Below are 25150 nucleotides of genomic sequence, written 5' to 3'. Positions count from 1 at the left end.
GTTAAAATCCCCCGATTCTCGCCGCCCGCATCGCCGGGCCGGTTTCCGGGTCCTTCAGGGTCCCACCCCCAGTTCTTCCAGTCAGTCAGGAACGACAGCCGTGGCCACCCGGGCCTTTGCCGGGTCCGCGCAGGCGTTCCGCTCACGCTCACAATTCAGAATGTCGTCCCCCAACCTGCATCCCATGCTCAACGTGGCCGTGAAGGCCGCTCGCGCCGCCGGCGCCATCATCAACCGCGCCGCGCTCGACGTCGAGGCCGTGCGCATCTCCCAGAAGCATGTGAACGATTTCGTCACCGAGATCGACCACGCGAGCGAGCAGGCCATCATCGAAACGCTTCTCACGGCGTACCCGGGGCACGGCATCCTGGCCGAGGAATCGGGCTCCGAGCACGGCGCCAAGGATTCCGACTACGTCTGGATCATCGATCCGCTCGACGGCACCACCAACTTCATCCACGGCTTCCCGTTCTACTGCGTGTCGATCGCGCTGTCGGTGCGCGGCAAGATCGAGCAGGCGGTGGTCTACGACCCCACGCGCAACGACCTGTTCACCGCCACCAAGGGCCGCGGCGCCTACGTCAACGACCGCCGCATCCGCGTGTCCAAGCGCACCCGGCTGTCCGAATCGCTGGTGGCCACCGGCTTCCCGTTCCGCACCGGCGACAACTTCAAGCAGTACCTGGCCATCATGGCCGACCTGATGCCGCGCATGGCCGGCCTGCGCCGCCCCGGCGCCGCGGCGCTCGACCTCGCCTACGTGGCGGCCGGCTTCACCGACGCCTTCTTCGAGACCGGCCTCAACCCCTGGGACGTGGCGGCCGGCTCGCTGCTGGTGACCGAGGCCGGCGGCCTGATCGGCAACTTCACGGGCGAGCCCGACTTCATCGACCAGCGCGAATGCCTGGCCGGCGCGCCGCGCATCTACGGCCAGCTGGTGCCGCTGCTGGCCAAGTACTCGAAGTTCGCGAGCGTCGACGACAAGCTGCGCGCCAGCGACCGCGTGCGCGCGATCGCCGCCGCGAGCAAGCCCCAGACCGAGGGCTCGGACTACATCTACGCGCGCAGCACCGTGACCGAGATGGGCCCGGCCGAGGACGACCAGAACGCGGAGGCACCCGCCGCCACCGCCGCCCCGGCCAAGCGCAAGCTCACCCGCATCCGCCGCGACGCCCCCGCCGCCACCGGCCCGTTCGAGGGCGACGCTTCCGCCAAGTGATGGCAGGGGCCCGCGCCATCGGCGGCGAGACCCAGGCCTCGGTGCTGCAGCAGCGCCTGCGCGCCGCGCTGCGCATCGCGCTGAGCCACTACGTCGCCAGCGGCCTCACGGTCGCGCTCGGCCTGCTGTTCATCTCGGGCGGCGTGCATTTCTGGCTTGGCACCATCGCGGCCTCCTCGGCCGCGGTCGGCGTGATCGTCACCGCGCCGCCCGACCTGCCGGGCCCGCGCCGCGGCAAGTTCTGGCAGATGCTGCCGGCACCGCTGATCGGGCTGCCGCTGTTCTTCGCCGTGCAGCTGCTGCACGCCGCGCCGATCCGGCTCGGCCTGCTGCTGGTGCCGGCCACCTTCTTCGCCTTCCTGGCCATGGCCTGGGGCAAGCGCGGCATCCCGATCGCGATCGCCGTGATGTTCTCGATGATCTTCTCGATGGCCACGCCCACGCCGCACGGCATGGACGAGGCGCTGCAGCGCACCTGGCACTTCGGCCTCGGCGCGGGGCTCTACGTGGTGTGGTCGGTGCTCGCCAACCTGATCCTCAACACACGCTACCGCGTGCAGTCGGTGGCCGACGTGCTGTATTCGCTGGCCGCGCTGATGCGCACCGAGGCCAGCCAGTTCACGCCCAAGGACGAGACCGGCGACGTGCGCGAGACCCCCGCGCCGATGCTGGGCCGCCTGCTGCGCGAGCAGGCCGCGCTGGCCGACCAGCTGCAGGCCACGCGCGACATCGTGCTCGAGTCGCCGCGCACGCCGCGCCGCCAGCGGCTGGCCGCGATGCTGGTGATCGTGCTCGAGATGCGCGACCAGCTGCTCGCGAGCGAGCTCGACCTCGACGCCCTCAAGACCCATCCCGCCCATGCCGACGCGCTGGTCGAGATGCGCTGCGTGCTCGAGGAACTGGCCGAGGACACGATCGCGCTGGCCGACGCGCTGCTCATGGGCCGCCACCCGCACCTCGTGGCCGACCGCCGGCCGCGCCTCGCGGCGATCCACGTCGACGGCGAGGATTCGGCCGGCCACCCGCATCCCATGCTGCCCGGCCCCAACGCCGCCATGCTCGCGCGCGGCCTCGCGAGCCGCATCGGCCACATCAACGACGAGGTGCTGCGGCTGTCGGCCATGGCGCGCGGCGACGCCGAGCCCAACCTCGCGGTGGTGCGCGCCAACTGGCAGATGTTCGTGAGCCCCACCGACTGGTCGTGGCGCCCCTTCTTCACCCTGTGGCGCTGGGACGCGCCGCCACTGCGCCACGCGATCCGCGCCGCGCTCGCGATCGCCGCCGGCTACGCGGTCGCGGTGTCGATGCCCTGGGGCTCGCACGACTACTGGATCCTGCTGACCATCGTGGTGGTGCTGCGCGGCAGCCTCTCGCAGACGCTGGAGCGGCGCAACCACCGCGTGGCCGGCACCCTGCTGGGCTGCGTGCTCGCGGTCGGGCTGCTGTCGGCGCACCTCTCGGCGCTCGGGCTGCTCGCGGTGCTGACCGTGGCGCAGGCCATCGCCCACAGCTTCGCGGTGCGGCGCTACCTGATCACCGCGGTGGCCGCCACCGTGCTGGGCCTGCTGCAGGCCCACATGCTCAACACCGGCGCGGCGCCGCTGTTCGCGCTGTTCGAGCGCATTGCCGACACGCTGATCGGCGCCGCGCTCGCCTGGGCCTTCTGCTACGTGCTGCCCTCGTGGGAACGTGGCCAGATCCCGGCGCTGGTGGCGCGCGTGCTGACCGCGCAGGCACGCCATGCGCGGCTCGCGCTGGGCCTGGGCCAATTGCAGACCGTCGACAGCAGCCCCGAGCTCGAATGGCGGCTGGCGCGCCGCGAGGCCTTCGACAGCCTCTCGGCACTGGTGCAGGCCACGCAGCGTTCGCTGTCCGAACCGCGCGCGGTGCAGCCGCCGGTCGAGCCGCTCGAGCACCTGCAGGCCCACAGCTACCAGCTGCTGGCGCAGCTCAGCGCGGTCAAGTCGATGCTGGTGCTGCGGCGCGACCGCCTCACGCCCGGCGAGGTCGAGGGGCCGCTCGCGCGCACCACGCAGCGCATCGAGGCCGCGATCGGCGCGGTGCCCACCTCGGGGCCCTCGCAGCCCGAGAGCACGGCCTCCACCGCCGTCGGCGGCCCGATCCCGCTGCCCGATCCCTTCGACAACGACATCAGTCCCTGGCTGCTGCGCCGGCTCGACCTGGCGACCGCGCTGTCGACCCAATTGCGAGACGATGCGGCCCGGATCCTCCAGGCATTGAACGAACAGGAAGCTTCGGGACTCGCATCGGCATGACCCTGTTGCAATCCATCCTCTCCCATCCCTGGTTCGGCACCTGGCTGGCCGCCGTCATCGCCATTCCCGTCGCCCTCGCCGTGCACCGCATCGGCGGCATGGTGCTCAAGCGCATCACGCGCCCCGCGCCCGCCATCCATGCCATGGTGCTGGCCTGCCATGCGCCCGCGCGCGTGGTGCTGCCGCTGATCGCGCTGCAGATGGTGTGGCAGGCCACGCCCGAGGACCTGCGCTACATCGCGAGCGTGCGCCATCTCAACGGCCTGCTGCTGATCGCGGCCACCACCTGGCTCGCGCTCAAGGCCATCGGCGGCTTCGCCGATGGCGTGCTCGCGCAGCATCCGTCGGACGTGGCCGACAACCTGCAGGCGCGCCGCGTGCTCACGCAGACCCGCGTGCTCGCGCGCACCGCCATGACCGTGGTGGTGGTGGCCGGCGGCGCGATGATGCTCATGACCTTCCCGGGCGCGCGCCAGGTCGGCGCCAGCCTGCTGGCCTCGGCCGGCGTCATCGGCATCGTGGCCGGCCTCGCGGCCAAGCCCGTGTTCAGCAACCTCATCGCCGGCCTGCAGCTCGCGCTCGCGCAGCCGATCCGCATCGACGACGTGCTTGTGGTCGAGGGCGAATGGGGCCGCGTCGAGGAGATCACCGGCACCTTCGTCGTGCTCAAGATCTGGGACGAGCGCCGGCTGATCCTGCCGCTGACCTACTTCATCGAGAAGCCGTTCCAGAACTGGACCCGCCACTCCTCGCAGATCCTCGGCTCGGTGTTCGTCTATGCCGACTACGGCATGCCGCTGGCGCCGCTGCGCGCCGAGGTCGAGCGCATCGTGAAGGCCTCGCCCGAATGGGACGGCCGCTTCTTCAACCTGCGCGTGACCGACGCCACCGAGCGCACCATGCAGATCCGCGTGCTGTGCACCGCCGCCACCTCGGGCCTGGCCTTCGACCTGCGCTGCAACGTGCGCGAGGGGCTGATCGACTTCATGCAGCGCGAGTACCCGCAGCACCTGCCGAAGGTGCGCGTGGGCAACGACCACCCGGCCGAGCGCGAGCCCGGGCCGCTGCAGCCGCAGGCCGTGGCCTGAGCGGCGCCTTCCACCACGAGCGTGCCGCGTTGAAGCCCGATCCCGAACCCAGAGGCCCGCTGGTACGCGCCCTGCTCTATGCCTTCGCCGTGCTGTGCCTGGTGCTCGGCCTCATCGGCGTGGTGGTGCCGGGCATGCCGACCACCGTCTTCATCCTGCTGGCCGCCTGGGCCGCGGCGCGCAGCTCGCCGCGGCTGCATGCCTGGCTGCTCGGGCACCGCATCTTCGGGCCGCTGCTGCACAACTGGGCCCACGGCCGCACCGTGAGCCGGCGCGCCAAGTGGAGCGCCACCGTCACCATGGCGCTGTGCGCCGTGATCATCTCGTACACCGCGCACCGGGCCTGGACCGCGGTGCTCGCGATCGGCTGCATGGCGGTGGTGCTGGCCTGGCTGTGGTCGCGGCCGCTGCCGCCGCCCTGATCGGCGTACGCCGCGGGCTCAGGGCCGCAGCGGTGGCCATGCGAGGTTCGTGAACGCCCGCAGCAGCCACTCGACGGGCCCGTAGGCGAAGCGCCCCATCCACCAGCGGCTCAGCGGCAGCTGGCAACCGAAGATCGCGAAGGCGATCCCCATCGCCGCGAGCGGCGGCGTCGCGCCGATCCAGCGCAGCCCGTAGGCCAGGAACAGCCAGGCGCACACGGCCGACTGCAGCAGGTAGTTCGACAGCGCCATGCGCCCCGCGGGCGCGAGCCAGCGTTCGAGCACGCGGCCGCGCGGCGTGCGGAACAGCAGCACCAGCGCGCAGGCATAGGCGGCGCTCAGGAACGGTGCCGTGAGCAGCGTGGCCGAGAGCCCGAGGAAGTCGCGCACCGAGCCATCGACGCGCATCGCCGACTGCGCATAGAAGGCCGCGCCCGGCAGCCCCACCACCAGCCCCCAGGCCAGCAGGCGCCGGAACAGCGGCAGGTGCGCGCCGGTATCGGCCAGCAGCGCATGCCGCCCCGCGACGAAGCCCGCGAAGAACATCGCGAGCGCCGTCGGCGCCTGCACCAGCGCCGTGAGCCACCAGATCTGCGACAGCTCGCGCAGGTGCTGCACGATGACCGTCATCGGCGTGCCGCGGTAGGCCGCCAACGCCGAGGCGGCTTCCGCATAGGCGCTGCGCAGGTCCATCGGGCCGCCGCCCAGCGCGAGCGACAGCAGCGCGCTGAAGGCCGCCCACAGCAGCGCGGTGCCCACCACCAGCGCGACGCCGGCGCCCAGCAGGAAGCGGTCGCCGCGCCGGTGCAGCAACAGCAGCACCACGCCGATCACGCCATAGGTCGTGAGGATGTCGCCCTGGTAGAGCAGCACCCCATGCGCCACGCCCAGCAGCCACAGCCCCAGCAGCCGGCGCGCCATGCGCGGCGCGAACGCCTGGCCCGCGCGCTGCGCGGCCTCCTTCTGCAGCAGGAAGCTGTAGCCGAACAGGAACGAGAACAGCAGGTAGAACTTGGTCTCGAAGACGAAGGTGCGCACGAACACCGCGAACCGCTCGGGCAGCGAGTTCGCGAGCGGATCGGGCAGCCCCATGCCGTAGTAGGTCGAGGCGAAGGTCGCGATGTTGACCACCAGGATGCCCAGCAGCGCGAAGCCGCGCAATGCATCGACCGTGGTCTGGCGCTGCGGCGCGGGCGGCGCGGGCGATGAGGAAGGCGCTTCGGCCTCGTCCATTCCCTGCATGCGGCGCTCAGGCCACCGGCGCGCGCTTCGGGTCGGTCACCGGGCAGTGGCCATGCACCTCGAGCAGCCGCACCAGGTCCTCGGAACTGCGCGCCTTGGCCCAGTCGCGCTCGGTGTCCGAGATGCCCACCACGTGCAGGAAATCGAACTTGCCCGAGTCGAGCTGCGCCGTCGCCGGATAGTGCTTCGGCTGCGCCAGCAGCACGTGGCGCAGCGCCGACGCGGCCTTCTGCCCGATCGGCCCGCCCAGCGGGATGCGGTCGCCGTAGTCCAGCGGCGGCTTGTCCTCGCCGAAGCGGCCATGCGCGAGCAGCACGTTGTAGGCCAGCAGCTTCTGCAGCAGCTTGATCGGCCAGGTCTCGCCGGCCTGCGACGGCACCTCGAGCACCAGCTCGGAGCCGATCCACGAGTAGTCCTCGGGGTCGTAGTCGGCGGGCTCGCCCTCCCAGGGCGTCGAGCCGCCCGAGCTCACGTAGAGCCAGGAGTTGCGCACGGGCGTCGGCTCGAACTCGAACACGCCCAGGTGCAGCCAGCGCGGATCGATGTCCTGCGCGCCCAGCGCCGAGAAATCGTCGGGGCCCAGCACGAAGATGCCCTTGCGCTTCTCGCCGAAGAGCTGGGGGTAGAGCACTTCCTCGCGGTATTTCCAGACTTCTTCCATCGAGCTCATCGCGTCTTCTCCTGGTTCGGTGGGCGGCGGCGCACCCGATTAGATACCAGGGCCCGCGGCCGCGCGCCGGCCCACGATCCGCCGGATCGCCTCCACCAGCAGCCGCGCGCCCTCCCCGAGTTCGGCGCCGCGCCGCACCGTCATGCCCACCGGACCTTCGGTGCTCGCGGTGTCGATCGCCACGCGCCGCAGTTCGCCGCGCGCGATGAAGCCTTCCACCGCCCCCTGCGGCGCGAACCACACGGCATCGGAGCGCTGCAGCAGCCCGACGATGAAACTGGTGTCGGTCGCTTCCACGAGCCGGTGCGGCAGCTCCAGGCCGCGCGCGATCAGGAAGGCATCGGCCGTGTGGCGGATCAGCGTGCCCGACACCGGCAGCACCAGCGGATGGGCGGCCAAGGCATCGAGCGGCGGCCGGCGCCGCGCGGCCAGCGGGTGGTCGGGGCGCACCACCAGCAGCAGCGGCTCGCTGTAGAACTGCTCGAAGGCGAGATCGGCCATCGCGGAGGCCTGGGCGAGCCGCCCCAGCACGAGGTCGATCTCGCCCTGGCGCAGCTGCGTCATCAGCTGCGCGTTGGTGCCGCTCATGACCCGCACGCGCAGCGCGGGATGCGCGGCATTGAGCAGCGCGACCGCCTCGGGCAGCAGGTTGGGCACCATGTTCGGCAACGCACCGACGGCCACCAGCAACTGGTCGGCATCGGGCTGGTCCATGGCCAGGCCCATGCCTTCCCGCAGTCCGCGCAGGGCCGACACCGCGTGCCGCACCAGCACCTCGGCCGCGGGCGTGAGCTCGACGCCGCGGCGGCGGCGCAGCAGCAACTGGCGCCCCACGATCTCCTCGAGCTCGGCGATGGTCTTGGAGACCGCGGGCTGCGTCAGCGACAGGGCCTCGGCCGAGCGCACCAGGTTGCGCTCCTGCGCCACGGTCACCAGGCATTGCAGGTGGCGCAGCTTCAAGCGAGAAAAGTTCATGGCTGACATGGCGGCTGGCTGTGAAGCGGCGGGCACCAAATATAACGATAGGGAATACCTGGCGGAACAGCTTTCAGTTGTGCGCGCGGCACGGCGCTCCTAGAGTGCGCCGACACGGAGACAAGGAAACACCCGCATGACCCCCCGCATCCCGAAGGGCCGGCGCCTGGCGCTCGCCAGCGCCTGCATGGCCGCATCGCTCGTCCTGGGCCTCGGCGCCCCGGCCGCCGCCCTGGCGCAAACCGAAGCCGCGTACCCGGCCAAGCCCGTGCGCTTCCTCACCAACTTCCCGGCCGGCGGGCCGCTCGACATCCTCGGGCGCGCGCTCGGCGAGGTGCTGCAGAAGGAACTGAAGCAGCCCTTCATCGTCGACAACCGGCCCGGCGCGGGCGGCAACATCGGCGCCGACCTCGTGGCCAAGAGCCCGGCCGACGGCTACACGGTGCTGCTGAGCATCGACAGCACCTTCACCATCAACCCGCAGCTCTACGCCGCCATGCCCTTCGCGGCGAAGGACCTGAAGCCGCTGATGATCTTCAGCTCCTCGGGCCTGGCCTTCGGCACCGGCGCCGCGGTCAAGGCGAAGACGCTGCCCGAGTTCGTCGCGCAGGCCAAGGGCGAGTCGGTCACCTTCGGCTCGGCCGGCAACGGCAGTCCCGGCCACATCGCCGCGGAGATCTTCGCCAACGCCACCGGCGCGAAGATCACGCACGTGCCCTACAAGGGCAACGCGCCCGCCGTGCTGGCGCTGCTCTCGGGCGAGGTGCAGGCCGGCATCCTGGCCACGCCGGGCCTGCTGCCGCACCTGCAGGCCGGCAAGCTGCATGCGCTCGCGGTCACCGGCCGCCAGCGTTCGCCGCTGCTGCCGCAGGTGCCCACGGTGGGCGAGCTCGGATTGAAGGACCTCGAGTTCGAGGTTCTCTATCTCGCGATGGTGCCGGCCGCCACGCCCGAGCCCGTGATGCAGACCTTGCGCACGGCGCTGCAGTCGGCACTGGGCCGGCCCGAGGTGAAGGCGCGGCTCGCCTCGCTCGACATGGTGGCGCTCGGCGAGACCGGTGCCGCGGCCGCGGCGCACCTCGACGGCAACCGCGAACGCTACGGCCGCATCGTCAAGGCCACGGGCATGAAAGTGGACTGAGGTGCGCCGCTCAGCGCGCGACCGCCGGCTGGCGCCTTCCCCGGTCCGCCTTCGGCAACACCGCCTGTGCCACCATGCGCTCGGCCCGCTCCTGCAGCCGGTGCAGCGCGGCGTCGAAGCGCTCGGCCTCGCCGGCATCGAGCGCGCCCATCAGCTCGCCGTTGATCGCCGTCACGAGCGGAAAGAGCGCGTCGTACAGCGCCTGCCCGCTGTCGGTGAGCCGCAGCTGCACATGGCGCCGATCGCCCGCGCGCGCCACGCGCGAGAGCAGTTTCTTTTCCACCAGCGAGCCCACGGCCTTCGAGGTGCGCGCGCGGTCGAGCTGCGCATGTTCGGCCAGTTGCGAGGAGCCGAGCTCGCCGCGGCTCGCGAGCGTGGCGATCAGCCGCCATTCGCGGCGCGTGATGCCGAATCGGCCCTCGCAGAGGCGGATCACCATGCTGCCGGCCACCGCGAGCAGGCGCGAGAGGCGGTAGAGCAGCAGGTCGTCGAGCGGGCGGCGCGGCAACGCGAGGCTGGCGTCCTCGGCCGCCTTGATGGTGGCCTTGGCCGTCTTGCGAGCGGTCGCTTTCACGGGCACATCGATGGGCTGGGGCATCGCGCTCGGGTTAATCCGGGGAATGGTTGATTTGATCAATCGACTGTAGCGTCTCCAGAATCGTCCGCAGCCGCGGGACCACGCCCCGCCGACCCGGCGCCTTTCGGAGACTTCGCCCCATGCCTTCCCGCCCCTTGCACGCTTCCCACCTGCCCGCCCCCGACCGCCGCCGGCTGGTCGCCGCGCTCGGCGGCCTCGCGCTCGCGCCCGCGCTGTCGCGCGCCCAGGGCTTCGCGCCGGGCCAGCCGATCAAGGTGCTGATCGGCGTGCCCGCGGGCGGCACGCAGGACGTGCTCACGCGCGCCATCGCGCAGGAGGTGCGCGACAGCCTCGGCCCGCTGATCATCGACAACCGCTCGGGCGCGGCCGGCCGCATCGCGGTCGAGACGGTCAAGACCGCGGCGCCCGACGGCCACACGCTGCTGCTGGGCACGGCCGGCATGATGACCATGTTCCCGAGCGCCTACCGCAACCTCTCCTACGACCCGATCAAGGACTTCGCGCCGATCCTCAACGCGGCGCGCTTCGAGCTCGCGCTGGTGCTCAACAAGGACGTGCCCGCGAACACGCTGCCCGAGTTCATCGCCTGGGCCAGGGCGCAGGGCGACAAGGTCAGCTTCGCCTCGTACGGCGCCGGCACGCCTTCGCACTTCCTCGGCGAGATGCTCAACCGCGCGGCCGGGCTGAAGATGGTGCACGTGCCCTACCGCGGCTCCACGCCCGCGCGGCAGGACGTGATGGGCGGCACCGTGCCGGTCTATTTCGACACCGTGGGCGGCGCGCAGCAGATGCTGCCCTCGGGCCGCGTCAAGGTGCTGGCCACCAGCGGCGAGAAGCGCTCGCCGCTGATGCCCAACCTGCCGAGCTTCGTCGAGGCCGGCTACAAGGACGTGGTCGCCACCGCCTGGTTCGCCTACTACGCGCCGCTGAAGACGCCGCAGCCCGTGGTCGAGAAGCTGCGCGCCGAGTTCGCGCGCGCCGTCAACAAGCGCGAGGTGCGCCAGATGCTGCTGCAGAACGGCATGTACCCGGTGGCCGACACGGGCGACGCGCTCGTGAAGACCATGCGCGAGGACACGGCACGCTGGGCCGGCATCATGAAGGCCGTGAATTTCCAGGCCAACGACTGAACCCCATTACATGAAACGCAAGGAGGAACCCATGCAACCCAAGCACCCGATCACCCGCCGCCTCGCCGGCCTGATGGCCATCGCCGGTCTCGCGACGGCCCTGACGGCCACCGGCGCCGCCGCGCAGGCGCTCGATGGCCCGCTGCACATCGTCGTCGGCTATGCGCCCGGCGGCGCCACCGACCGCGTCGCGCGCATCGTCGGCGACAAGCTCTCGCCCAAGCTCGGCGTGCCGGTCATCGTCGACAACAAGCCCGGCGCGGGCGGCCGCCTCGCGGCGCAGCAGGCCAGGGCCACGCCCGCGAACCAGAACGTGCTGATGCTCGCCAACCCCGCCGTGATGGTGGTGGCGCCGCTGGTGTTCAAGGACAACGGCTACGACCCCGAGCGCGACTTCGTGCCGGTCTCGCACGTCAACGACTACGACTTCGCGCTCGCCGTGTCGCCCACGCTGCCGGTGCGCGAGCTCAACCACCTGCTGGCCTGGATGCGCGCCAATCCCAAGCAGGCCAACGTCGGCGTGCCGGCCACCGGCAGCCTGCCGCACTTCTTCGGCCTCATGGTCGGCGAGAAGGCCAAGGTCCAGACCCAGGTCATCGGCTACCGCGGCTCGGCGCCGCTGCTCAACGACCTGATCGGCGGCCAGGTGCCGATCGCGGTCGACACCGAGGACGTGGTGATCCCGCAGCACGAGGGCGGCAAGCTGCGCATCCTCGCGATCTCGGGCGCCAAGCGCTCGCCCTTCGCGCCCTCGGTGCCCACCTTCAAGGAAGCCGGCCTCGACCTCTCGGCCAGCGGCTGGAACACCTTCTTCGCGCCCGCCACCATGCCGCGCGAGAAGGTCGAGCGCCTCGCCACCGCGATCCGCGAGGTGATGCAGGACCCCGACACGGTGCGCAAGTTCACCGACTCGAAGATGACGCCGGTGGTCAGCACCCCGGCGCAGACCGCCGCGATGCTCAAGGCCTATCGGCTGCAATGGGGTCCGGTGGTGCAGAAATCGGGCTACCAGCCCTGACCTTTTTCCCGGCCCTGCAGGCCCTCGACACCATGACAAGACCCAACATCATCTTCATCGTCGCCGACGACCTCGGCTATGCCGACCTCGGCTGCTACGGCGGCCGCGACGCCGTCTTCGGCCCGGTCTCGCCGGTGCTCGACGGCCTGGCCGCCAAGGGCCTCAAGCTCACGCAGGGCTACGCGAACTCGCCCGTGTGCTCGCCCACGCGCTTCGCGATGATCACCGCGCGCTACCAGTACCGGCTGCGCGGCGCGGCCGAGGAGCCGATCAACAGCAAGAGCCGCGGCAGCAGCACGCTGGGCCTGCCGGTCGACCATCCCACCCTGCCCTCGCTGCTCAAGGCCAGCGGCTATCGCACCGCGCTGATCGGCAAGTGGCACCTCGGCTATCCGCCGAGCTTCGGCCCGCTGCGCTCGGGCTACGAGGAGTTCTTCGGCCCGATGTCGGGCGGCGTCGACTACTTCACCCACTGCGACTCGAGCGGCCGCCACGACCTCTGGTATGGCGAGGAGGACAAGCAGGAAGAGGGCTACCTCACCGACATCCTCTCGAAGCGCGCCGTCGACTTCGTCGAGCGCATGGCGCAGCAGCCTGCGGAAGAGGCCAAGCCCTTCTTCCTGAGCCTGCACTACACCGCGCCGCACTGGCCGTGGGAAACGCGCGACGATGCCGACAAGGCGCCGCTGGTGAAGGACAACCTGTTCGACCTCGCGGGCGGCAACATCCACGTCTACCGCCGCATGATCCATCACATGGACGAGGGCATCGGCTGGATCATGGCCGCGCTCGAGAAGCACGGCATGGCCGAGAACACGCTGGTGGTGTTCACCAGCGACAACGGCGGCGAGCGCTTCTCCGACAACTGGCCGCTGGTCGGCGGCAAGATGGACCTGACCGAAGGCGGCATCCGCGTGCCATGGATCGCCCACTGGCCCGCCGTCATCGCGCCCGGCGGCGAGAGCGCCCAGCACTGCCTGACCATGGACTGGTCGGCCACCATGCTCGACGCGGCCGGCGTGCAGGCCGACCCGGCCTACCCGCTCGACGGCGTCTCGCTGATGCCCGTGCTGAAAGACGCGAAGCACGGCTTCCGCCGCCCGCTGCACTGGCGCATGAACCACCGCGGCCAGCAGGCGCTGCGCGACGGCGACTGGAAGTACCTGAAGGTCGACGGCAACGAGTACCTGTTCAACATCCCGTCCGACGAGCGCGAGCGCGCCAACCGCGCGAAGCAGGAGCCCGAACGGCTCGCGGCGATGCGCGAGGACTGGCTCGCCTGGAACGCGACCATGCCGCCGATTCCGGAGGATGCGACGGTGAGCCTGGGGTATTCGGTGAAGGACATGCCGCAGCGTTGAGTTGCGGCGCGCTGGGACTGGCGGGGACTAGAGCTTCTCGGCCAGCGCCTTCGACTGCGCCTCGAACTTGGCCGGGTTCGAGGCCTTCAGCTTCACGAGGTTCTGCAGCTTCCACTGGATCGCCGGCATCTCTGAAAGATGCGGCACATCGAGCCGCTGCCAATCGGGAGCGGCATCGGCCAGGCTCAGGAGGAAGGCCCGCTCGTCCGCATCGAGGCCCTGTTGGAGCGTGGCAATCATTCGGTCGCGCGCGGCAAGCAGCGCATCCAGTTCCACGGGCTCGGTGGTCATGCCCACGAAGTTGCTTTCGAACGCCTGGCGCACGTCGCGCAGCGGCGGAAACAGGACCTCGTCGATCGGCCTGTTGTGGCTCGCCAGATAGACCACGAAGGCACGACGGATGCCGTCCGTGATACCGCCGTGCGCCAGCAGTTGCATCACGTCGAAGAGATCCCGCGGATGCTGGCGGTCCATGGCGGCGACCAGCTTGCCGCCATAGACGTCTTCGAGCGATACCACCGGGATTTCCAGTTCGGCCTGCAGCACTTCCTGCGCCCTGGCATGCAGCCCCACGAGGGCGACCGGCCGCACGGTTCCGCGCATCACGTAGTTGACCTCGACCTTGACCTCGATGCCGTCGCGCTTCACCAGGAGCTTGCTCTCTCCCGCAGCGGGTGCGCCCGCAAGACGGGTCTGGAATCCCCTGCGGCCAAGCGTGTCGGCGGCCTTGCCGAGCGACGCCTTGATCCTGTCGAGCGCCGCGCCGCGCGACAGCGTGTGGTCGGGCAGGACGAGGTCCAGGTCGATCGACAGCCGCGGCATGTCGCGCACGAAGAGATTGATGGCCGTGCCACCCTTGAGCGCGAAGGTGTCGTCCTCGAAGACCAGGGGCGCGACCTGCGTCAGCAGGCGCGCGGTCCGCAGGTAGATCTCGTTCACGACTTCAGGACCAGCAGGCCCTCGCGGGTCTGGCCGACCCAGGGCCGGTCGCCACCGGTCGGCAGCTTGGCCGGGTCGAGCTTCTTCGCCCACGGCAGCGACAGCTCGCGTCCGAGTTGAAGGCACAGGCGCACCGTCTTCACGCTGGTGCACTGGCGCAGCAGTTCCACGAGCACCGAGGAGCGCAGGCCGTAGGCGCCCTCCGCCAGCTCGCGCGCCTCCGCCAGCGGCTGACGCACGCCCACCTCGCTCAGCATCTCGAGAAACGCGCGCTCGGGCGCCGACACGTTCGGCGCATCGGCACGGCCCTCGAAGGGGCCTGCGTGCCGCATGCCGGTGACATCGCTGCTGAAGAGGTGCTTGCGGTGGTAGTCGGCAGCGAAGACCCGGGTGAACCAGTCCGGCAGGCTGGCCGACTCGAGGCCGTAGAGATGCAGCATCGGCGCCTGCGAAACGTAGTGGCGCACCCCGTGCCAGTCGAGCGCCGATTTTCCGCCCACGTGGAGGCCGGGAATCTGGCGCTGGAGCAGCAGCAGGCTAGGGTCGCGCTGCAAAGGCGTGTCGGGTCGGCAGTACACGCCGCGCGCCGGCCGCAGCAGCCATCCCGCGCGCACATAGTGGACGGCGAGGTCGCCGGAGATACCCTCGCGCGCTAGGTCCTCCGTCGTGACGGGGGTTCCGCTCGGCAGCCGGCTCAGTAAAGAATTTAGCTTTGATCGATTTATCGTAGCCATACTACGATTATTCAGACAATTCAAAGCTCCAACAAGTCTTCGATTTGTCTCATTTATCGTAGTTTGGCTACGATTTCACAGAACAATCGAAATTGTCCGATCACGTCGCCTCGGGCTCCAGGCTCGTTCTGGACATCCCCAGGCTCCACAACCGCAGCGCCACATGGATCTCCAGTGCCCGGCTCGCGCTGCCCCAGTGCCCCAGCAGTTCCTCCACGCTCGCGAGCCGCTGGCGCACGGTGTTCACATGGATGCCCATGCGCGCCGCGGTGGTCTTGGCGTTCTGGTTGCAGTCGAAGTAGGCCAGCAGGGTCGACGTGAGCTCCGCGCCGCGCTTGCGATCATGGCTCGTGAGCGCGCCGATGGTGGCGTCGAGGAAGGTGTTGAGGCTGCCCTGGTCGTGGGTCTCGAACAGCACCGAATAGAGCGCCATCTCGTTCTGCCCGACGATGGCGCCGCGCATGCCAAGCCGCCCCAGCACGGGCAGCGCGCGGCGCAGCGCGGCATACAGCGCGGGCATCTCGGCCGGCGACTGCACCGGACGCGACAGCACGCCGCGGTAGGCATCGCCGAGCTCGCGCCGCGCGAAGGCGGTGACGGCCTCGAGCACGTCCTGCGCGCGGGTCGCGGCGCAGACGATGGCGAGCGCGCCGTCGACCTCGTCGAACACCTGCTCGGACATCGGCGTGCCGGCGCGCAGGCGCCGGGCCCAGAAGCCGGGCCGGGGCTCGGCCATCTCGACCACCATCAGCGAGATCGGCTGCGAGAGATCGAGCCCGAAGCGCTCGGCGCGGTCGCGCGTGAGCGCGGGCTCGTCCTGGCGCGGCGAGATCAGGGTGCGCAGCAGCGCCGCCACCTCGCGGCTCTTGCCGGCCTCCACGCGCTCCTGTGACAGCAGCACGATGCCGATGATGCTGGAGCTGCGCTCGAAGGTGCGCAGCGAGGTCTCGCGCAGGTCCTGGTGCCGGAACAGCAGCACGGCACCGAGCACCTCGTTGCCGCCGAGCACCGCGATGGCGCGGCACAGCTCGCCGTCGCGTTCGTAGGCCACCACCGAGCGGCCGGCCCGCCGGCTCTCGCGCAGTGCCTTCGCGAGCGCGGCGCTGTGTTCGTCGTTCGGCGCATGGGCGTCGGCCGCCGTGCCCTCGTAGCCGGGCGCCAGCGCGCGGCCGATGACCTGATGGGCCTCGTCGAGCACCAGCACGCCGCCGTTGAGCAGCTGCGCGATCGATTCGCACAGCGCGCCCAGCGACGCGCCCTTGGCCAGCAGCGAGGTCAGCTGCTCGTGCGCCTCGGCCGCGCCCTGCACGTCGCGCACGTGCCGCTCGAGTTCGCCGCGCGCCTGGTCGGCATGCGCGAGCGCGTCCTTTGCTTCCGCGAAAGCCTTGGCGTTCTCGATCGCGACCGCCGCATGCGCGGCCAGCGTGCAGAGGATCGACACGTTGAGCGCGGTGTGCGTGCGGTGGTAGCGGTCGGCCACGAACAGCAGGCCGATCACCTCGTCGTCGCGCATCAGCGGCGCCCCCACCAGCGCGGCCACGCCCTCGTCGCGGAAGATGTCGTCGAGCGTGGGGTCGTGCACGAAGCGGTTGTCGTGCAGGTAGTCGGGCGTGAAGAAGGGCAGCCGCGTGCTCATCACGATGCCCGCGATGCCGAGGTTGCGGCCCACGGTCATGCGGCCGGTGCGGTCCGAGATCGCGCCGTCGGCCACCACCACCTGGAACGCGCCGGTCGCGGTGTCGTAGACCGTGAGCCAGCACAGGTGCGAGCCCATCAGGTGGCGCGCGCGCTTCACGATGGTCTTGAGCAGGCCCGTGAGGTCGAGCCGGCCCGAGAGGTCCTGCGCCGATTCGATCACCGCGAGCATGCCGCGCTCGCGCTGTTCGTGCAGCTCGAGCCGGTTGCGCAGCGCCATCGCCATGCGCACCAGCTCGACCAGGCTGGACTTGCGCCGCAATGCATCGGGCAGTGCTTCCACGGCCGCGAGACGGCCGGCGAATTCTTCCGCGGGCGCATTCCGGTGCAGCAGGCCGATCAGCTCGGCGGCGATCTCGTCGGCCGCCTGCTCGCTCGCATCGCGTGAGGAGCCCGCCGCGCGCGGTCGTTCGGTGGACAGGGATGACATAGGGCCGCGAAGGCTAGCAGAACGATGCGGCTATGCCCATGGGTCCGATCCCTCTCCCCTGGTGCCGCGATGGCGATCGCGAACACCGCATCACATCGACAGGGGGTTGCCAGTGTGCGCGACGCACATAGTTTTGACGCGGTGCTTTCAAGACACTGCCGATGAAGCGAGAGCGCCATGGCGCCCGCATGGACACAACGAGACACCACAGGAACCCATGAGCATCATCGATTCACTGCGGCCCGCGCCGGGCCTGCGGGTGCTGATCAGCGCGGGCGCGTCCGGCATCGGCGCGGCCATCGCGCTGGCCTTTCGCGAGACCGGCGCGCGCGTGCATGTCTGCGACATCGACCGCCTCGCGCTCGACCGCATGGCGCGCGAGGCGCCCGAGATCACCTCGAGCATGGCCGACGCCTCGGTGCCCGAGGACGTGGCGCGCGTGTTCGACGACGTGGAAGGCGCGCTCGGCGGGCTCGACGTGCTGATCAACAACGTCGGCATCGCGGGCCCCACCGGCGCGCTGCAGGACCTGCAGCGCGGCGACTGGGAGCGCACGGTGGCCGTCAACCTGCACAGCCAGTTCTATTTCGCGCAGCGCGCGATCCCGCTGCTCAAGCGCTCGCAGGCCAATCCCTGCCTGATCGCGATGAGCTCGGTCGCGGGCCGGCTCGGCTATCCGTTCCGCACGCCTTATGCATCGACCAAGTGGGCCATCGTCGGCCTCATGAAGTCGCTGGCCATCGAGCTCGGCCCGCATGGCGTGCGCGTCAACGCGATCCTGCCGGGCACGGTCGAGGGCGAGCGCATGAACAGCGTGATCGGCGCGCGCGCCGCCACCGCGGGCGTGTCGGTCGAGGCCATGCGCGCCGAGTACCTGCAGAAGATCTCGCTGCGCCGCATGGTCACGCTCGACGACGTGGCGGCGATGGCGCTGTTCCTCTGTTCGTCCGCGGCCCGCAACCTCACGGGCCAGGCAATCAGCGTCGACGGGAACATGGAATACCTCTGAACGCCGACGAGCGGCCCACCCCTTTTTTTCAAGAAGCATGGAGACATCAATGCGCACATCCGCCCCCTTCCCTCTCTCGTTCAACGCCGCCGCGTCGGCCCTGGCCTGCTCGCTGGCCCTGCTGTCAGCCGGTGCTTCGGCCGCGCCCGTGAAGATCGGCGTGCTCGAGACGCTGTCGGGCCCGCAGGCCTCGTCGGGCCAGGCCTATCGCACGGCCGTGCGCTTCGCCATCGACCAGATCAACGCGGCCGGCGGCTGGAACGGCGAGCCGGTGCAGCTGCTCGAGTACGACAACCAGGGCGGCCCCGCGGGCGCGGCCGACAAGCTCAAGGCGGCCGCGGCCGATGGCGTGCAGCTGATCGTGCAGGGCGCCTCCTCGGCCATCGGCGGCCAGATCACCGAGGACATCCGCAAGTACAACCTGCGCAATCCCGGCAAGGAGATGATCTACATCAACGTGGGTGCCGAGGCGCTGGAGCTCACGGGCGAGAAGTGCAACTTCCACCACTTCCGCTTCAGCGGCGACGCGCAGATCCGCACCAAGGCGCTGGTCAGCGCGATGAAGCAGGCCAACGCGCTCGGCACCCGCGTCTATGCGATCAACCAGAACTACTCCTGGGGCCAGGACATGGAGCGCGCCATCGTCGACAACGCATCGGCCGGCGGCTACCAGGTGGTGGAGAAGACGCTGCACGACGTCAACAAGGTGCAGGACTTCGCGCCCTACGTGGCGAAGATCAGCGCCGCCAAGGCCGACTCGGTGCTCACGGGCAACTGGTCGAACGACCTGCTGCTGCTGATGAAGGCCTCGAAGTCGGCCGGCCTCAAGGTACGCTTCGGCACGGTGTTCCTCGACCAGCCCGGCAACATCGCGAACGCGGGCGATCTCGCGGTCGGCCATTTCGTGGCCCACACCTTCAACGCCGAGGCCGCCGGTGCCGAGGGCGAGCGCTTCGTCGCCGACTACAAGGCCAAGACCGGCCACGCGCCGGCCTTCATCGAGCCGCAGACCGTGTTCGGCATGGCGATGGTGGCCGATGCGCTCAAGCGCACCAAGCCCGAGAACGGCGCGCTCAACGTCAACGCGCTGGCCCGCGCGATCGAGACCGCGAAGATCAAGACCCCGATGGGCGAGATGAGCATGCGCGCGGCCGACCACCAGGCGCTGCTGCCGATGGTGGTGTCGACCGTGACCAAGGACGCGCGCTACAAGGCCGACGACACCGACATGGGCTTCAAGCCGGTGAAGCGCTTCACGGCCGAGGAGGCCTCGACGCCCGCGCAGTCGAGCTGCGCGATGAAGCGCCCGGGCTGAGCGCCCGCGCGCTCCCCTCCCCGGGGCCGCGCCGCGCGGCCCCGTTCCCCGAATCCCCTCCCCGGCGGGACGCGCGCGTCCCGCCGGCGCAGCCTCGGCTGCTCGCAAGGACACCCATGGACCAGCTCATCGTCTCGCTCATGAACGGCATCGTCTACGGACTGCTGCTGTTCATGGTGTCGGCCGGCCTCACGCTCATCTTCGGAATGATGGGCGTGCTCAATTTCGCGCATGCCTCGTTCTACATGCTGGGCGCCTACTTCGCCTACACGCTGCAGGGCACCATCGGCTTCTGGGCCGCGGTCATCGCCGCGCCGATCCTGGTCGGCCTGATCGGCGTGGTGGTCGAGCGCTTCTTCCTGCGCCGCGTGCACCACCACGGCCATGCGCACGAGCTGCTGCTGACCTTCGGCCTGTCGTTCATCATCGCCGAGACCATCAAGCTGTTCTTCGGCAACTTCCCGGTCGACTACCGCATCCCGCCCACGCTCGACGTGCCGGCCTTCGCCATCGGCGGCGCGCAGTACCCGGCCTATCGCCTGCTGATGGGCGGCATCGCGATCGCGATGTTCGTGGCCATCTACCTGCTGCTCACGCGCACCCGCGTCGGCATCGTGGTGCGCTCGGCGATCTACAAGCCGCGCATGGCCGAGGCGCTGGGCCACAACGTGCCGCTGGTGTTCATGGGCGTGTTCGGCGTCGGCGCCGGCCTCGCGGGCCTGGCGGGCGCGGTGGCCGGTGCCTTCTACACCACCAACCCCAACATGGCGCTCGAGCTCGGCGTGATGGTGTTCGTGGTGGTGGTGGTCGGCGGCCTCGGCTCGCTGGGCGGCGCGATGCTGGCCTCGCTGCTGATCGGCGTCATCACCTCGTTGGCCGTGGGGATCGACCGCAGCCTGGCCGACCTGTTCGCGCTGGTCGGCGCGGGCGACTGGGCGCGCGGCGTCGGCGGGCTGATGACGCTCAAGCTCTCGAGCCTGTCGGCCACCATCCCGTTCGCGCTGATGCTGCTGATCCTGCTGGTGCGGCCGAGCGGGCTGATGGGCGAGAAGAACTGAGCGGGAGGGCCGAGACGATGAAGACCACCCTCGCCTTGCTCGCCGCCGGCGTCGCGCTGCTGCTGGCCCTGCCCTTCCTGCTGTCGCAGGGGCTGCTCAACGCAGCCATCCAGATGCTGATCGCCGCGCTGTTCGCGAGCGCCTACAACCTGCTGTGCGGCCAGGCCGGCATGCTCTCCTTCGGCCATGCGGCCTACTTCGGCGTCGGCGCCTTCGGCACCGTGCACGCGATGAACGCGCTCGGCGGTGCCGGCCTGCTGCCCACGCCGCTGATGCCGCTGGCGGGCGCGGTCTGCGGCCTGGCCATCGGCGGCATCGCGGGCTGGTTCGCCACCCAGCGCAGCGGCACCTACTTCGCGATGATCACACTGGCCATCGCCGAGCTGATCCATTCGCTGGCGCCGCACCTCAAGGGCCTGTTCGGCGGCGAGGCCGGCGTGTCGACCATGCGCATGCCGGCCTGGGGCTTCGGCTTCGGCTCGACCACCGAGGTCTACTACCTCACGCTGGGCTGGGTGCTGCTGTCGCTCGCGCTGCTCTACCTCTACACCCGCACGCCGCTGGGCCGGCTGACCTGCGGCCTGCGCGAGAACAGCCACCGGCTGCGCTTCCTCGGCTACAACGTGCACGGCCTCGGCGTGCTGGTGTTCGCGGTCTCGGCCATGTTCTCGGGCATCGCGGGCGGGCTGCAGGTGGTGTCGAACGAATCGGCGAACTACGTGGTGTTCGATCCCGCGCTGTCGGCCGCGGTGGTGCTCAACACCTACATCGGCGGCGTGCAGGTGTTCCTCGGCCCGGCGCTGGGCGCCGCGCTCATGACCTTCTTCGGCTACGCCGTGTCGGACCTCACGCGCTCGTGGCTGCTCTACCAGGGCATCCTGTTCGTGCTGGTGATGATGTTCATGCCGGCCGGCCTCGCGGGCCTGGTGGGCACCACCGCGCGGCTGCGCCAGCGCTTTGGCCTGGCCCGGCTGCTGCCGGTGGCGGCGCTGTCGATCGGCGCGGCACTGCTGCTGAGCTTCGGCGGCGCCTTCGCGATCGAGATGCTGCAGCGCTGCTTCTCGCAGGACTACCGCTCGCTCGCCAACCTGCAACCGGGTGGCGGCTGGCCGCCGATCCCGTTCCTGGGCCGCGCCTGGCTGCCGCTGTCGTTCGCGACCTGGGCCGTGCCGATCGCGCTGCTCGCGGTCGGCGGGCTGCTCGCGCGCTTCGCGCGGCAACGGCTGCGAACCCTGGCCCAGCGCGAAGCCGACGCTCCCCTCGCGGCGCAGGCCGCGCCCCTCACCGAGCGCACCGGAGGCGCCGCATGAACGATCCGATCCTGAGCATCCGCGGCCTGCGCAAGTCCTTCGGCCCCACCGAGATCATGCGCGGCGTCGACCTCGACCTGCTGGGGGCAGAGCGCCATGCGCTGATCGGCCCCAACGGCGCGGGCAAGTCCACGCTGTTCCACCTGATCTCGGGCCAGCTCGCGCCCACGGCCGGCAGCATCCACTTCGACGGCCAGTCGATCGCCGGGCGCACGCCGCAGGCCATCAACCGGCTCGGGCTCGCGCGCTCGTTCCAGATCACCAACATCTTTCCCAAGCTCACCGTGTTCGAGAACATCCGCCTCGCGGTCATGCGCCGCCATGGGCTGCAGTACGTCTTCTGGCGCTTCATCGACCGCGACCACGCCATCCGCGAGGAGACCGGGCGGCTGCTCGAGCTGGTGCGCCTGCAGGCTCGCGCCGCGACGATCGCGGGCGAGATGGCCTATTCGGAACAGCGCTCGCTCGAGATCGCGATGACCTTGGCCTCCGACCCGAAGGTGATCCTGCTCGACGAGCCGATGGCCGGCATGTCGACCGAGGAGACGCACTACACGGCCGAGCTGATCCGCGAGGTCACGAAGGGCCGTGCGCTGATGATCGTGGAGCATGACATGGACGTGGTGTTCTCGCTGAGCGACCGCATCAGCGTGCTGGTCTACGGCCAGGTGATCGCCACCGGCACGCCACAGGAGATCCGCGCCAATGCCAGCGTGAAAGAGGCCTACCTCGGCGAGGAGGTGGCGGCATGAGCACGACCGACACGCTGCTGAGCGTCGAGGACCTCCACGTCCACTACGGCAAGAGCCACGTGCTGCACGGCGTCGACCTGCGCGTGGGGCGCAACGAGGTCATCAGCCTGCTCGGGCGCAACGGCTCGGGCCGCTCCACCACCATGAAGGCCATCATGGGCCTGGTGCCGCCATCCGCGGGCAGCATCCGGCTGCGCGAGCGCGAGCTGGCCGGCGCGCGGCCCTATGCCGTGTGTCGCTCCGGCATCGGCTACGTGCCCGAGGAGCGCGAGGTGTTCGCCAACCTCACGGTCGACGAGAACCTGCGCATGGGCGAGCAGCGCGCCGTGCCCGGCGCGCACCGCTGGACCGTCGAGCAGATGTTCGACTACTTCCCGCGCCTCAAGGAGCGCCGCAACACCAAGGCCGGCAGCATGTCGGGTGGCGAGCAGCAGATGCTGACCATGTGCCGCTCGCTGCTGGGCAATCCGCTCCTGATGCTGATCGACGAACCCACCGAGGGCCTCGCGCCCAAGATCGTGGCGCAGGTCGGCGAATGCATCGTCGACATGCACCGCAAGGGGCTGTCGGTGGTGCTGGTCGAGCAGAAGCTCGCGATCGCGCTCAAGGTCTCGACCCGGGTCTGCGTGATGGGCCACGGCCGCATCGTGTTCGAGGGCACGCCGCAGGCGCTCAAGGCCGACCAGCAACTCGTCTCGGAGTGGCTCGCGGTCTGACGCGGCACCCCCCATCCTTCATCTCTTCCACACATCCCATGGCAAGCACCCAAGACAAGGTCATCATTTCCTGCGCGGTCACCGGCTCGGTCCATACGCCGAGCATGTCCGAGCACCTGCCGCTCACGCCCGACCAGATCGCCGAGCAGGCAATCGAAGCCGCCGAGGCCGGCGCGGCGATCCTCCACCTGCATGCGCGCGATCCGGTCGATGGCCGCCCCTCGGCCGACCCCAAGGTCTTCGACCAGTTCGTGCCGCGCATCAAGGCCGCCACCGACGCGGTGATCAACATCACCACCGGCGGCAGCACGCGCATGACGCTGGCCGAGCGGCTGGCCTACCCGCTGCAGGCCAAGCCCGAGATGTGCTCGCTCAACATGGGCTCGATGAACTTCTCTATCCACACGGCGGCGCGGCGCATCGCCGAATGGAAGCACGACTGGGAGCAGCCCTATGTCGAGGGCATGGAGGACCTGATCTTCCGCAACACCTTCCGCGACATCAAGCACATCCTGCAGGTGCTCGGCGAGGACTGCGGCACGCGCTTCGAGTTCGAGTGCTACGACGTCGGCCATCTCTACAACCTCGCGCACTTCGTCGACGAGGGCCTCGTCAAGGGCCCGCTGTTCATCCAGAGCATCTACGGCATCCTCGGCGGCCTCGGGCCCGATCCCGAGAACCTCGTGACCATGCGCGCCACCGCCGACCGGCTGTTCGGTCGCGACGGCTACCGCTTCTCGATCCTCGGCGCGGGCCGGCACCAGATGCCGCTTTTGACCATGGGCGCGGTGATGGGCGGCAACGTGCGCGTGGGCCTCGAGGACAGCCTCTACATCGCCCGCGGCCAGCTTGCGAAGTCCTGCGCCGAGCAGGTGCGCAAGATCCGCCGGATCCTCGAGGAGCTCTCGCTCGAGATCGCGAGCCCCGACGAGGCGCGCGCGATGCTGGGCCTCAAGGGCCGGGACGCGGTCGCGTTCTGAGCCCCGCCCCCTTTTTTCTTCATTCATCGGGAACAGCAATGAACAAGACACTGGACGGCCGCGTGGCCATCGTCACCGGCGCGGGCAGCGGCCTGGGCCGCGCCCATGCGCTGGCGCTCGCGCGCCATGGCGCGCGCGTGGTGGTCAACGACGTGGCCGGCGCGCACGAAGGATCGCCGGGCCGCGCCGTGGCCGACGAGATCGTGCGCGCGGGCGGCAGCGCCATCGCGGACGGCGGCGACGTCACCGACTTCGCGGCCATGGAGGCGATGGCCGCGCGCGCCCTCGCCGAATGGGGCCGCATCGACATCCTCGTCAACAACGCCGGCGTGCTGCGCGACAGGAGCTTCTCGAAGATGACGCTCGAGGACTTCCGCCGCGTGATGGACGTGCACCTGATGGGCAGCGTGCACGCCGTGAAAGCCGTTTGGGAGACCATGCGCGCGCAGCGCTACGGCCGCATCGTGATGACCACCTCCTCCTCGGGCCTGTACGGCAACTTCGGCCAGTCGAACTACAGCGCGGCCAAGATGGCGCTGGTCGGGCTGATGCAGACCCTCGCGCTCGAGGGCGAGCGGCAGGACATCCGCGTGAACTGCCTCGCGCCCACCGCCGCCACCGCCATGACCGAGGGCGTGCTGCCGCCCGAGGCGCTGGCGCGGCTGCAGCCCGACTACGTGAGCCCCGGCCTGGTCGCGCTGGTGGGCGAGGACGCGCCCACGCGCACCATCCTGCTCGCGGGCGCGGGCAGCTTCGAGAGCGCCAACCTCACGATGACGCGCGGCATCTTCATCGACGGCAGCGACTACACCGCGGCCGAGGTCGCGGCGCGCATGGACGAGATCCGCGACCGCAGCGACGAGCGCGTGCCGGGCACGGGCTTCGAGCAGTACCAGTGGGAGCTCTCGAAGGCCGGCTTCGAGGTGCCGCTGCCGCACTGAGGGCCGCCTCTCAGGGTTTACGCGGCATGGGCCGCGCACACAGGAACGCGGCCTGCTGTGTCCGGCCCGCACATTGGATTCAGGACCCGCGCGCGAGAGACTGTGCCGCGTCCCAAAACCAACGACATCGG

Annotated in this window: 23 protein-coding genes; 16 read left to right on the top strand and 7 right to left on the bottom strand. The window is 70.2% G+C overall.

All coding sequences use genetic code 11. The annotated features are described in order from the left end of the window. Positions 1–160: 160 nt before the first annotated feature. The 4 genes from AC07RV_RS28235 to AC07RV_RS28220 are packed head-to-tail and all read left to right on the top strand — an operon-like array spanning position 161 to position 5005. A complete protein-coding gene (locus tag AC07RV_RS28235; protein ID WP_296776039.1) occupies positions 161–1219 on the top strand; it encodes an inositol monophosphatase family protein in 1059 nt (352 codons plus the stop codon). Further along, the gene (locus tag AC07RV_RS28230) at positions 1219–3495 is read left to right on the top strand and encodes an FUSC family protein (RefSeq protein WP_296776043.1); all 2277 of its coding nucleotides are present in this window, start codon (positions 1219–1221) and stop codon (positions 3493–3495) included. Before AC07RV_RS28235 ends, AC07RV_RS28230 begins: the two co-directional genes overlap by 1 nt. Then, complete coding sequence (locus AC07RV_RS28225) at positions 3492–4583, top strand: mechanosensitive ion channel family protein (protein WP_398492091.1); 1092 nt, start codon at positions 3492–3494, stop codon at positions 4581–4583. The genes AC07RV_RS28230 and AC07RV_RS28225 overlap by 4 nt, the downstream gene beginning before the upstream one ends. Positions 4584–4612: 29 nt before the next feature. Continuing rightward, positions 4613–5005 (top strand): YbaN family protein, encoded by a 393-nt coding sequence (locus tag AC07RV_RS28220; protein WP_093339520.1) that lies wholly within the window; start codon positions 4613–4615, stop codon positions 5003–5005. An 18-nt stretch (positions 5006–5023) separates the two neighbouring features. On the opposite strand, the gene AC07RV_RS28215 is transcribed toward AC07RV_RS28220, so the two are convergent. Genes AC07RV_RS28215 through AC07RV_RS28205 form a run of 3 tightly spaced genes read right to left on the bottom strand, consistent with a single transcriptional unit; the run spans position 5024 to position 7892 of the window. After that, positions 5024–6247 carry a DUF418 domain-containing protein gene (locus tag AC07RV_RS28215; protein ID WP_296776046.1) on the bottom strand — a complete coding sequence of 408 codons (1224 nt, stop codon included), beginning with the start codon at positions 6245–6247 and terminating at the stop codon, positions 5024–5026. A gap of 7 nt (positions 6248–6254) precedes the next feature. Continuing rightward, positions 6255–6917 (bottom strand): suppressor of fused domain protein, encoded by a 663-nt coding sequence (locus AC07RV_RS28210; RefSeq protein ID WP_296776049.1) that lies wholly within the window; start codon positions 6915–6917, stop codon positions 6255–6257. A gap of 39 nt (positions 6918–6956) precedes the next feature. Then, a complete protein-coding gene (locus AC07RV_RS28205; protein ID WP_296776051.1) occupies positions 6957–7892 on the bottom strand; it encodes a LysR substrate-binding domain-containing protein in 936 nt (311 codons plus the stop codon). Positions 7893–8028: 136 nt separating this feature from the next. On the opposite strand from AC07RV_RS28205, the gene AC07RV_RS28200 reads away from it, so the two are divergent. After that, the gene (locus AC07RV_RS28200; protein WP_296776053.1) at positions 8029–9033 is read left to right on the top strand and encodes a Bug family tripartite tricarboxylate transporter substrate binding protein; all 1005 of its coding nucleotides are present in this window, start codon (positions 8029–8031) and stop codon (positions 9031–9033) included. 10 nt (positions 9034–9043) lie between these two features. Here the strand turns inward: AC07RV_RS28200 and AC07RV_RS28195 are convergent, their stop codons facing one another. After that, entirely contained in the window at positions 9044–9607 is a 564-nt protein-coding gene (locus AC07RV_RS28195) for a MarR family winged helix-turn-helix transcriptional regulator (RefSeq protein WP_444813770.1), read from the bottom strand. Positions 9608–9750: 143 nt separating this feature from the next. On the opposite strand from AC07RV_RS28195, the gene AC07RV_RS28190 reads away from it, so the two are divergent. From AC07RV_RS28190 to AC07RV_RS28180, 3 genes are read left to right on the top strand one after another with little or no spacing between them, the layout of a single operon-like run. Further along, positions 9751–10761, top strand: coding sequence for a Bug family tripartite tricarboxylate transporter substrate binding protein (locus AC07RV_RS28190; protein ID WP_296776056.1), 1011 nt, complete (start codon positions 9751–9753; stop codon positions 10759–10761). Positions 10762–10792: 31 nt separating this feature from the next. Next, positions 10793–11779 (top strand): Bug family tripartite tricarboxylate transporter substrate binding protein, encoded by a 987-nt coding sequence (locus tag AC07RV_RS28185; protein ID WP_296776058.1) that lies wholly within the window; start codon positions 10793–10795, stop codon positions 11777–11779. A gap of 32 nt (positions 11780–11811) precedes the next feature. Beyond that, on the top strand, positions 11812–13140 hold the full coding sequence (locus AC07RV_RS28180; RefSeq protein ID WP_296776063.1) for a sulfatase family protein: 1329 nt from the start codon (positions 11812–11814) through the stop codon (positions 13138–13140). 27 nt (positions 13141–13167) lie between these two features. Here the strand turns inward: AC07RV_RS28180 and AC07RV_RS28175 are convergent, their stop codons facing one another. The 3 genes from AC07RV_RS28175 to AC07RV_RS28165 all read right to left on the bottom strand — a co-directional run bounded on the left by AC07RV_RS28175 (position 13168) and on the right by AC07RV_RS28165 (position 16938). Next, positions 13168–14079, bottom strand: a complete 912-nt coding sequence (locus AC07RV_RS28175) for a nucleotidyl transferase AbiEii/AbiGii toxin family protein (RefSeq protein WP_296776066.1) — start codon at positions 14077–14079, stop codon at positions 13168–13170. Then, positions 14076–14813, bottom strand: a complete 738-nt coding sequence (locus AC07RV_RS28170) for a type IV toxin-antitoxin system AbiEi family antitoxin domain-containing protein (RefSeq protein WP_296776069.1) — start codon at positions 14811–14813, stop codon at positions 14076–14078. The genes AC07RV_RS28175 and AC07RV_RS28170 overlap by 4 nt, the downstream gene beginning before the upstream one ends. A 100-nt stretch (positions 14814–14913) precedes the next feature. Continuing rightward, complete coding sequence (locus AC07RV_RS28165; RefSeq protein ID WP_296776072.1) at positions 14914–16938, bottom strand: helix-turn-helix domain-containing protein; 2025 nt, start codon at positions 16936–16938, stop codon at positions 14914–14916. Positions 16939–17155: 217 nt separating this feature from the next. Here AC07RV_RS28165 and AC07RV_RS28160 point away from each other — a divergent pair, with 217 nt between their 5' ends. The 8 genes from AC07RV_RS28160 (at position 17156) to AC07RV_RS28125 (ending at position 25019) form a co-directional block, all read left to right on the top strand. Beyond that, positions 17156–17947: an SDR family oxidoreductase gene (locus AC07RV_RS28160; RefSeq protein WP_296776075.1), complete on the top strand. Its 792-nt coding sequence runs from the start codon at positions 17156–17158 to the stop codon at positions 17945–17947. A gap of 49 nt (positions 17948–17996) precedes the next feature. Beyond that, positions 17997–19262 (top strand): branched-chain amino acid ABC transporter substrate-binding protein, encoded by a 1266-nt coding sequence (locus tag AC07RV_RS28155; RefSeq protein WP_296776078.1) that lies wholly within the window; start codon positions 17997–17999, stop codon positions 19260–19262. A 116-nt stretch (positions 19263–19378) separates the two neighbouring features. Next, positions 19379–20320 carry a branched-chain amino acid ABC transporter permease gene (locus AC07RV_RS28150; protein ID WP_208509039.1) on the top strand — a complete coding sequence of 314 codons (942 nt, stop codon included), beginning with the start codon at positions 19379–19381 and terminating at the stop codon, positions 20318–20320. Between the two features lie 17 nt (positions 20321–20337). Next, on the top strand, positions 20338–21630 hold the full coding sequence (locus AC07RV_RS28145; protein WP_296776082.1) for a branched-chain amino acid ABC transporter permease: 1293 nt from the start codon (positions 20338–20340) through the stop codon (positions 21628–21630). Next, complete coding sequence (locus AC07RV_RS28140) at positions 21627–22382, top strand: ABC transporter ATP-binding protein (RefSeq protein ID WP_296776086.1); 756 nt, start codon at positions 21627–21629, stop codon at positions 22380–22382. Before AC07RV_RS28145 ends, AC07RV_RS28140 begins: the two co-directional genes overlap by 4 nt. Beyond that, the gene (locus AC07RV_RS28135) at positions 22379–23098 is read left to right on the top strand and encodes an ABC transporter ATP-binding protein (protein WP_296776088.1); all 720 of its coding nucleotides are present in this window, start codon (positions 22379–22381) and stop codon (positions 23096–23098) included. The genes AC07RV_RS28140 and AC07RV_RS28135 overlap by 4 nt, the downstream gene beginning before the upstream one ends. Positions 23099–23136: 38 nt before the next feature. Next, positions 23137–24078, top strand: coding sequence for a 3,5-dioxohexanoate:acetyl-CoA acetone transferase (gene kce / locus AC07RV_RS28130; RefSeq protein ID WP_296776091.1), 942 nt, complete (start codon positions 23137–23139; stop codon positions 24076–24078). A gap of 38 nt (positions 24079–24116) precedes the next feature. Further along, positions 24117–25019 (top strand): SDR family NAD(P)-dependent oxidoreductase, encoded by a 903-nt coding sequence (locus tag AC07RV_RS28125; RefSeq protein WP_296776094.1) that lies wholly within the window; start codon positions 24117–24119, stop codon positions 25017–25019. Positions 25020–25150 lie beyond the last annotated feature (131 nt).

It is taken from the genome of Variovorax sp. GW821-FHT09B01, assembly GCF_059418345.1.
The sequence above is the reverse complement of the archived record's forward strand: the minus strand, read 5'-3'. Positions and strand labels throughout refer to the sequence as shown.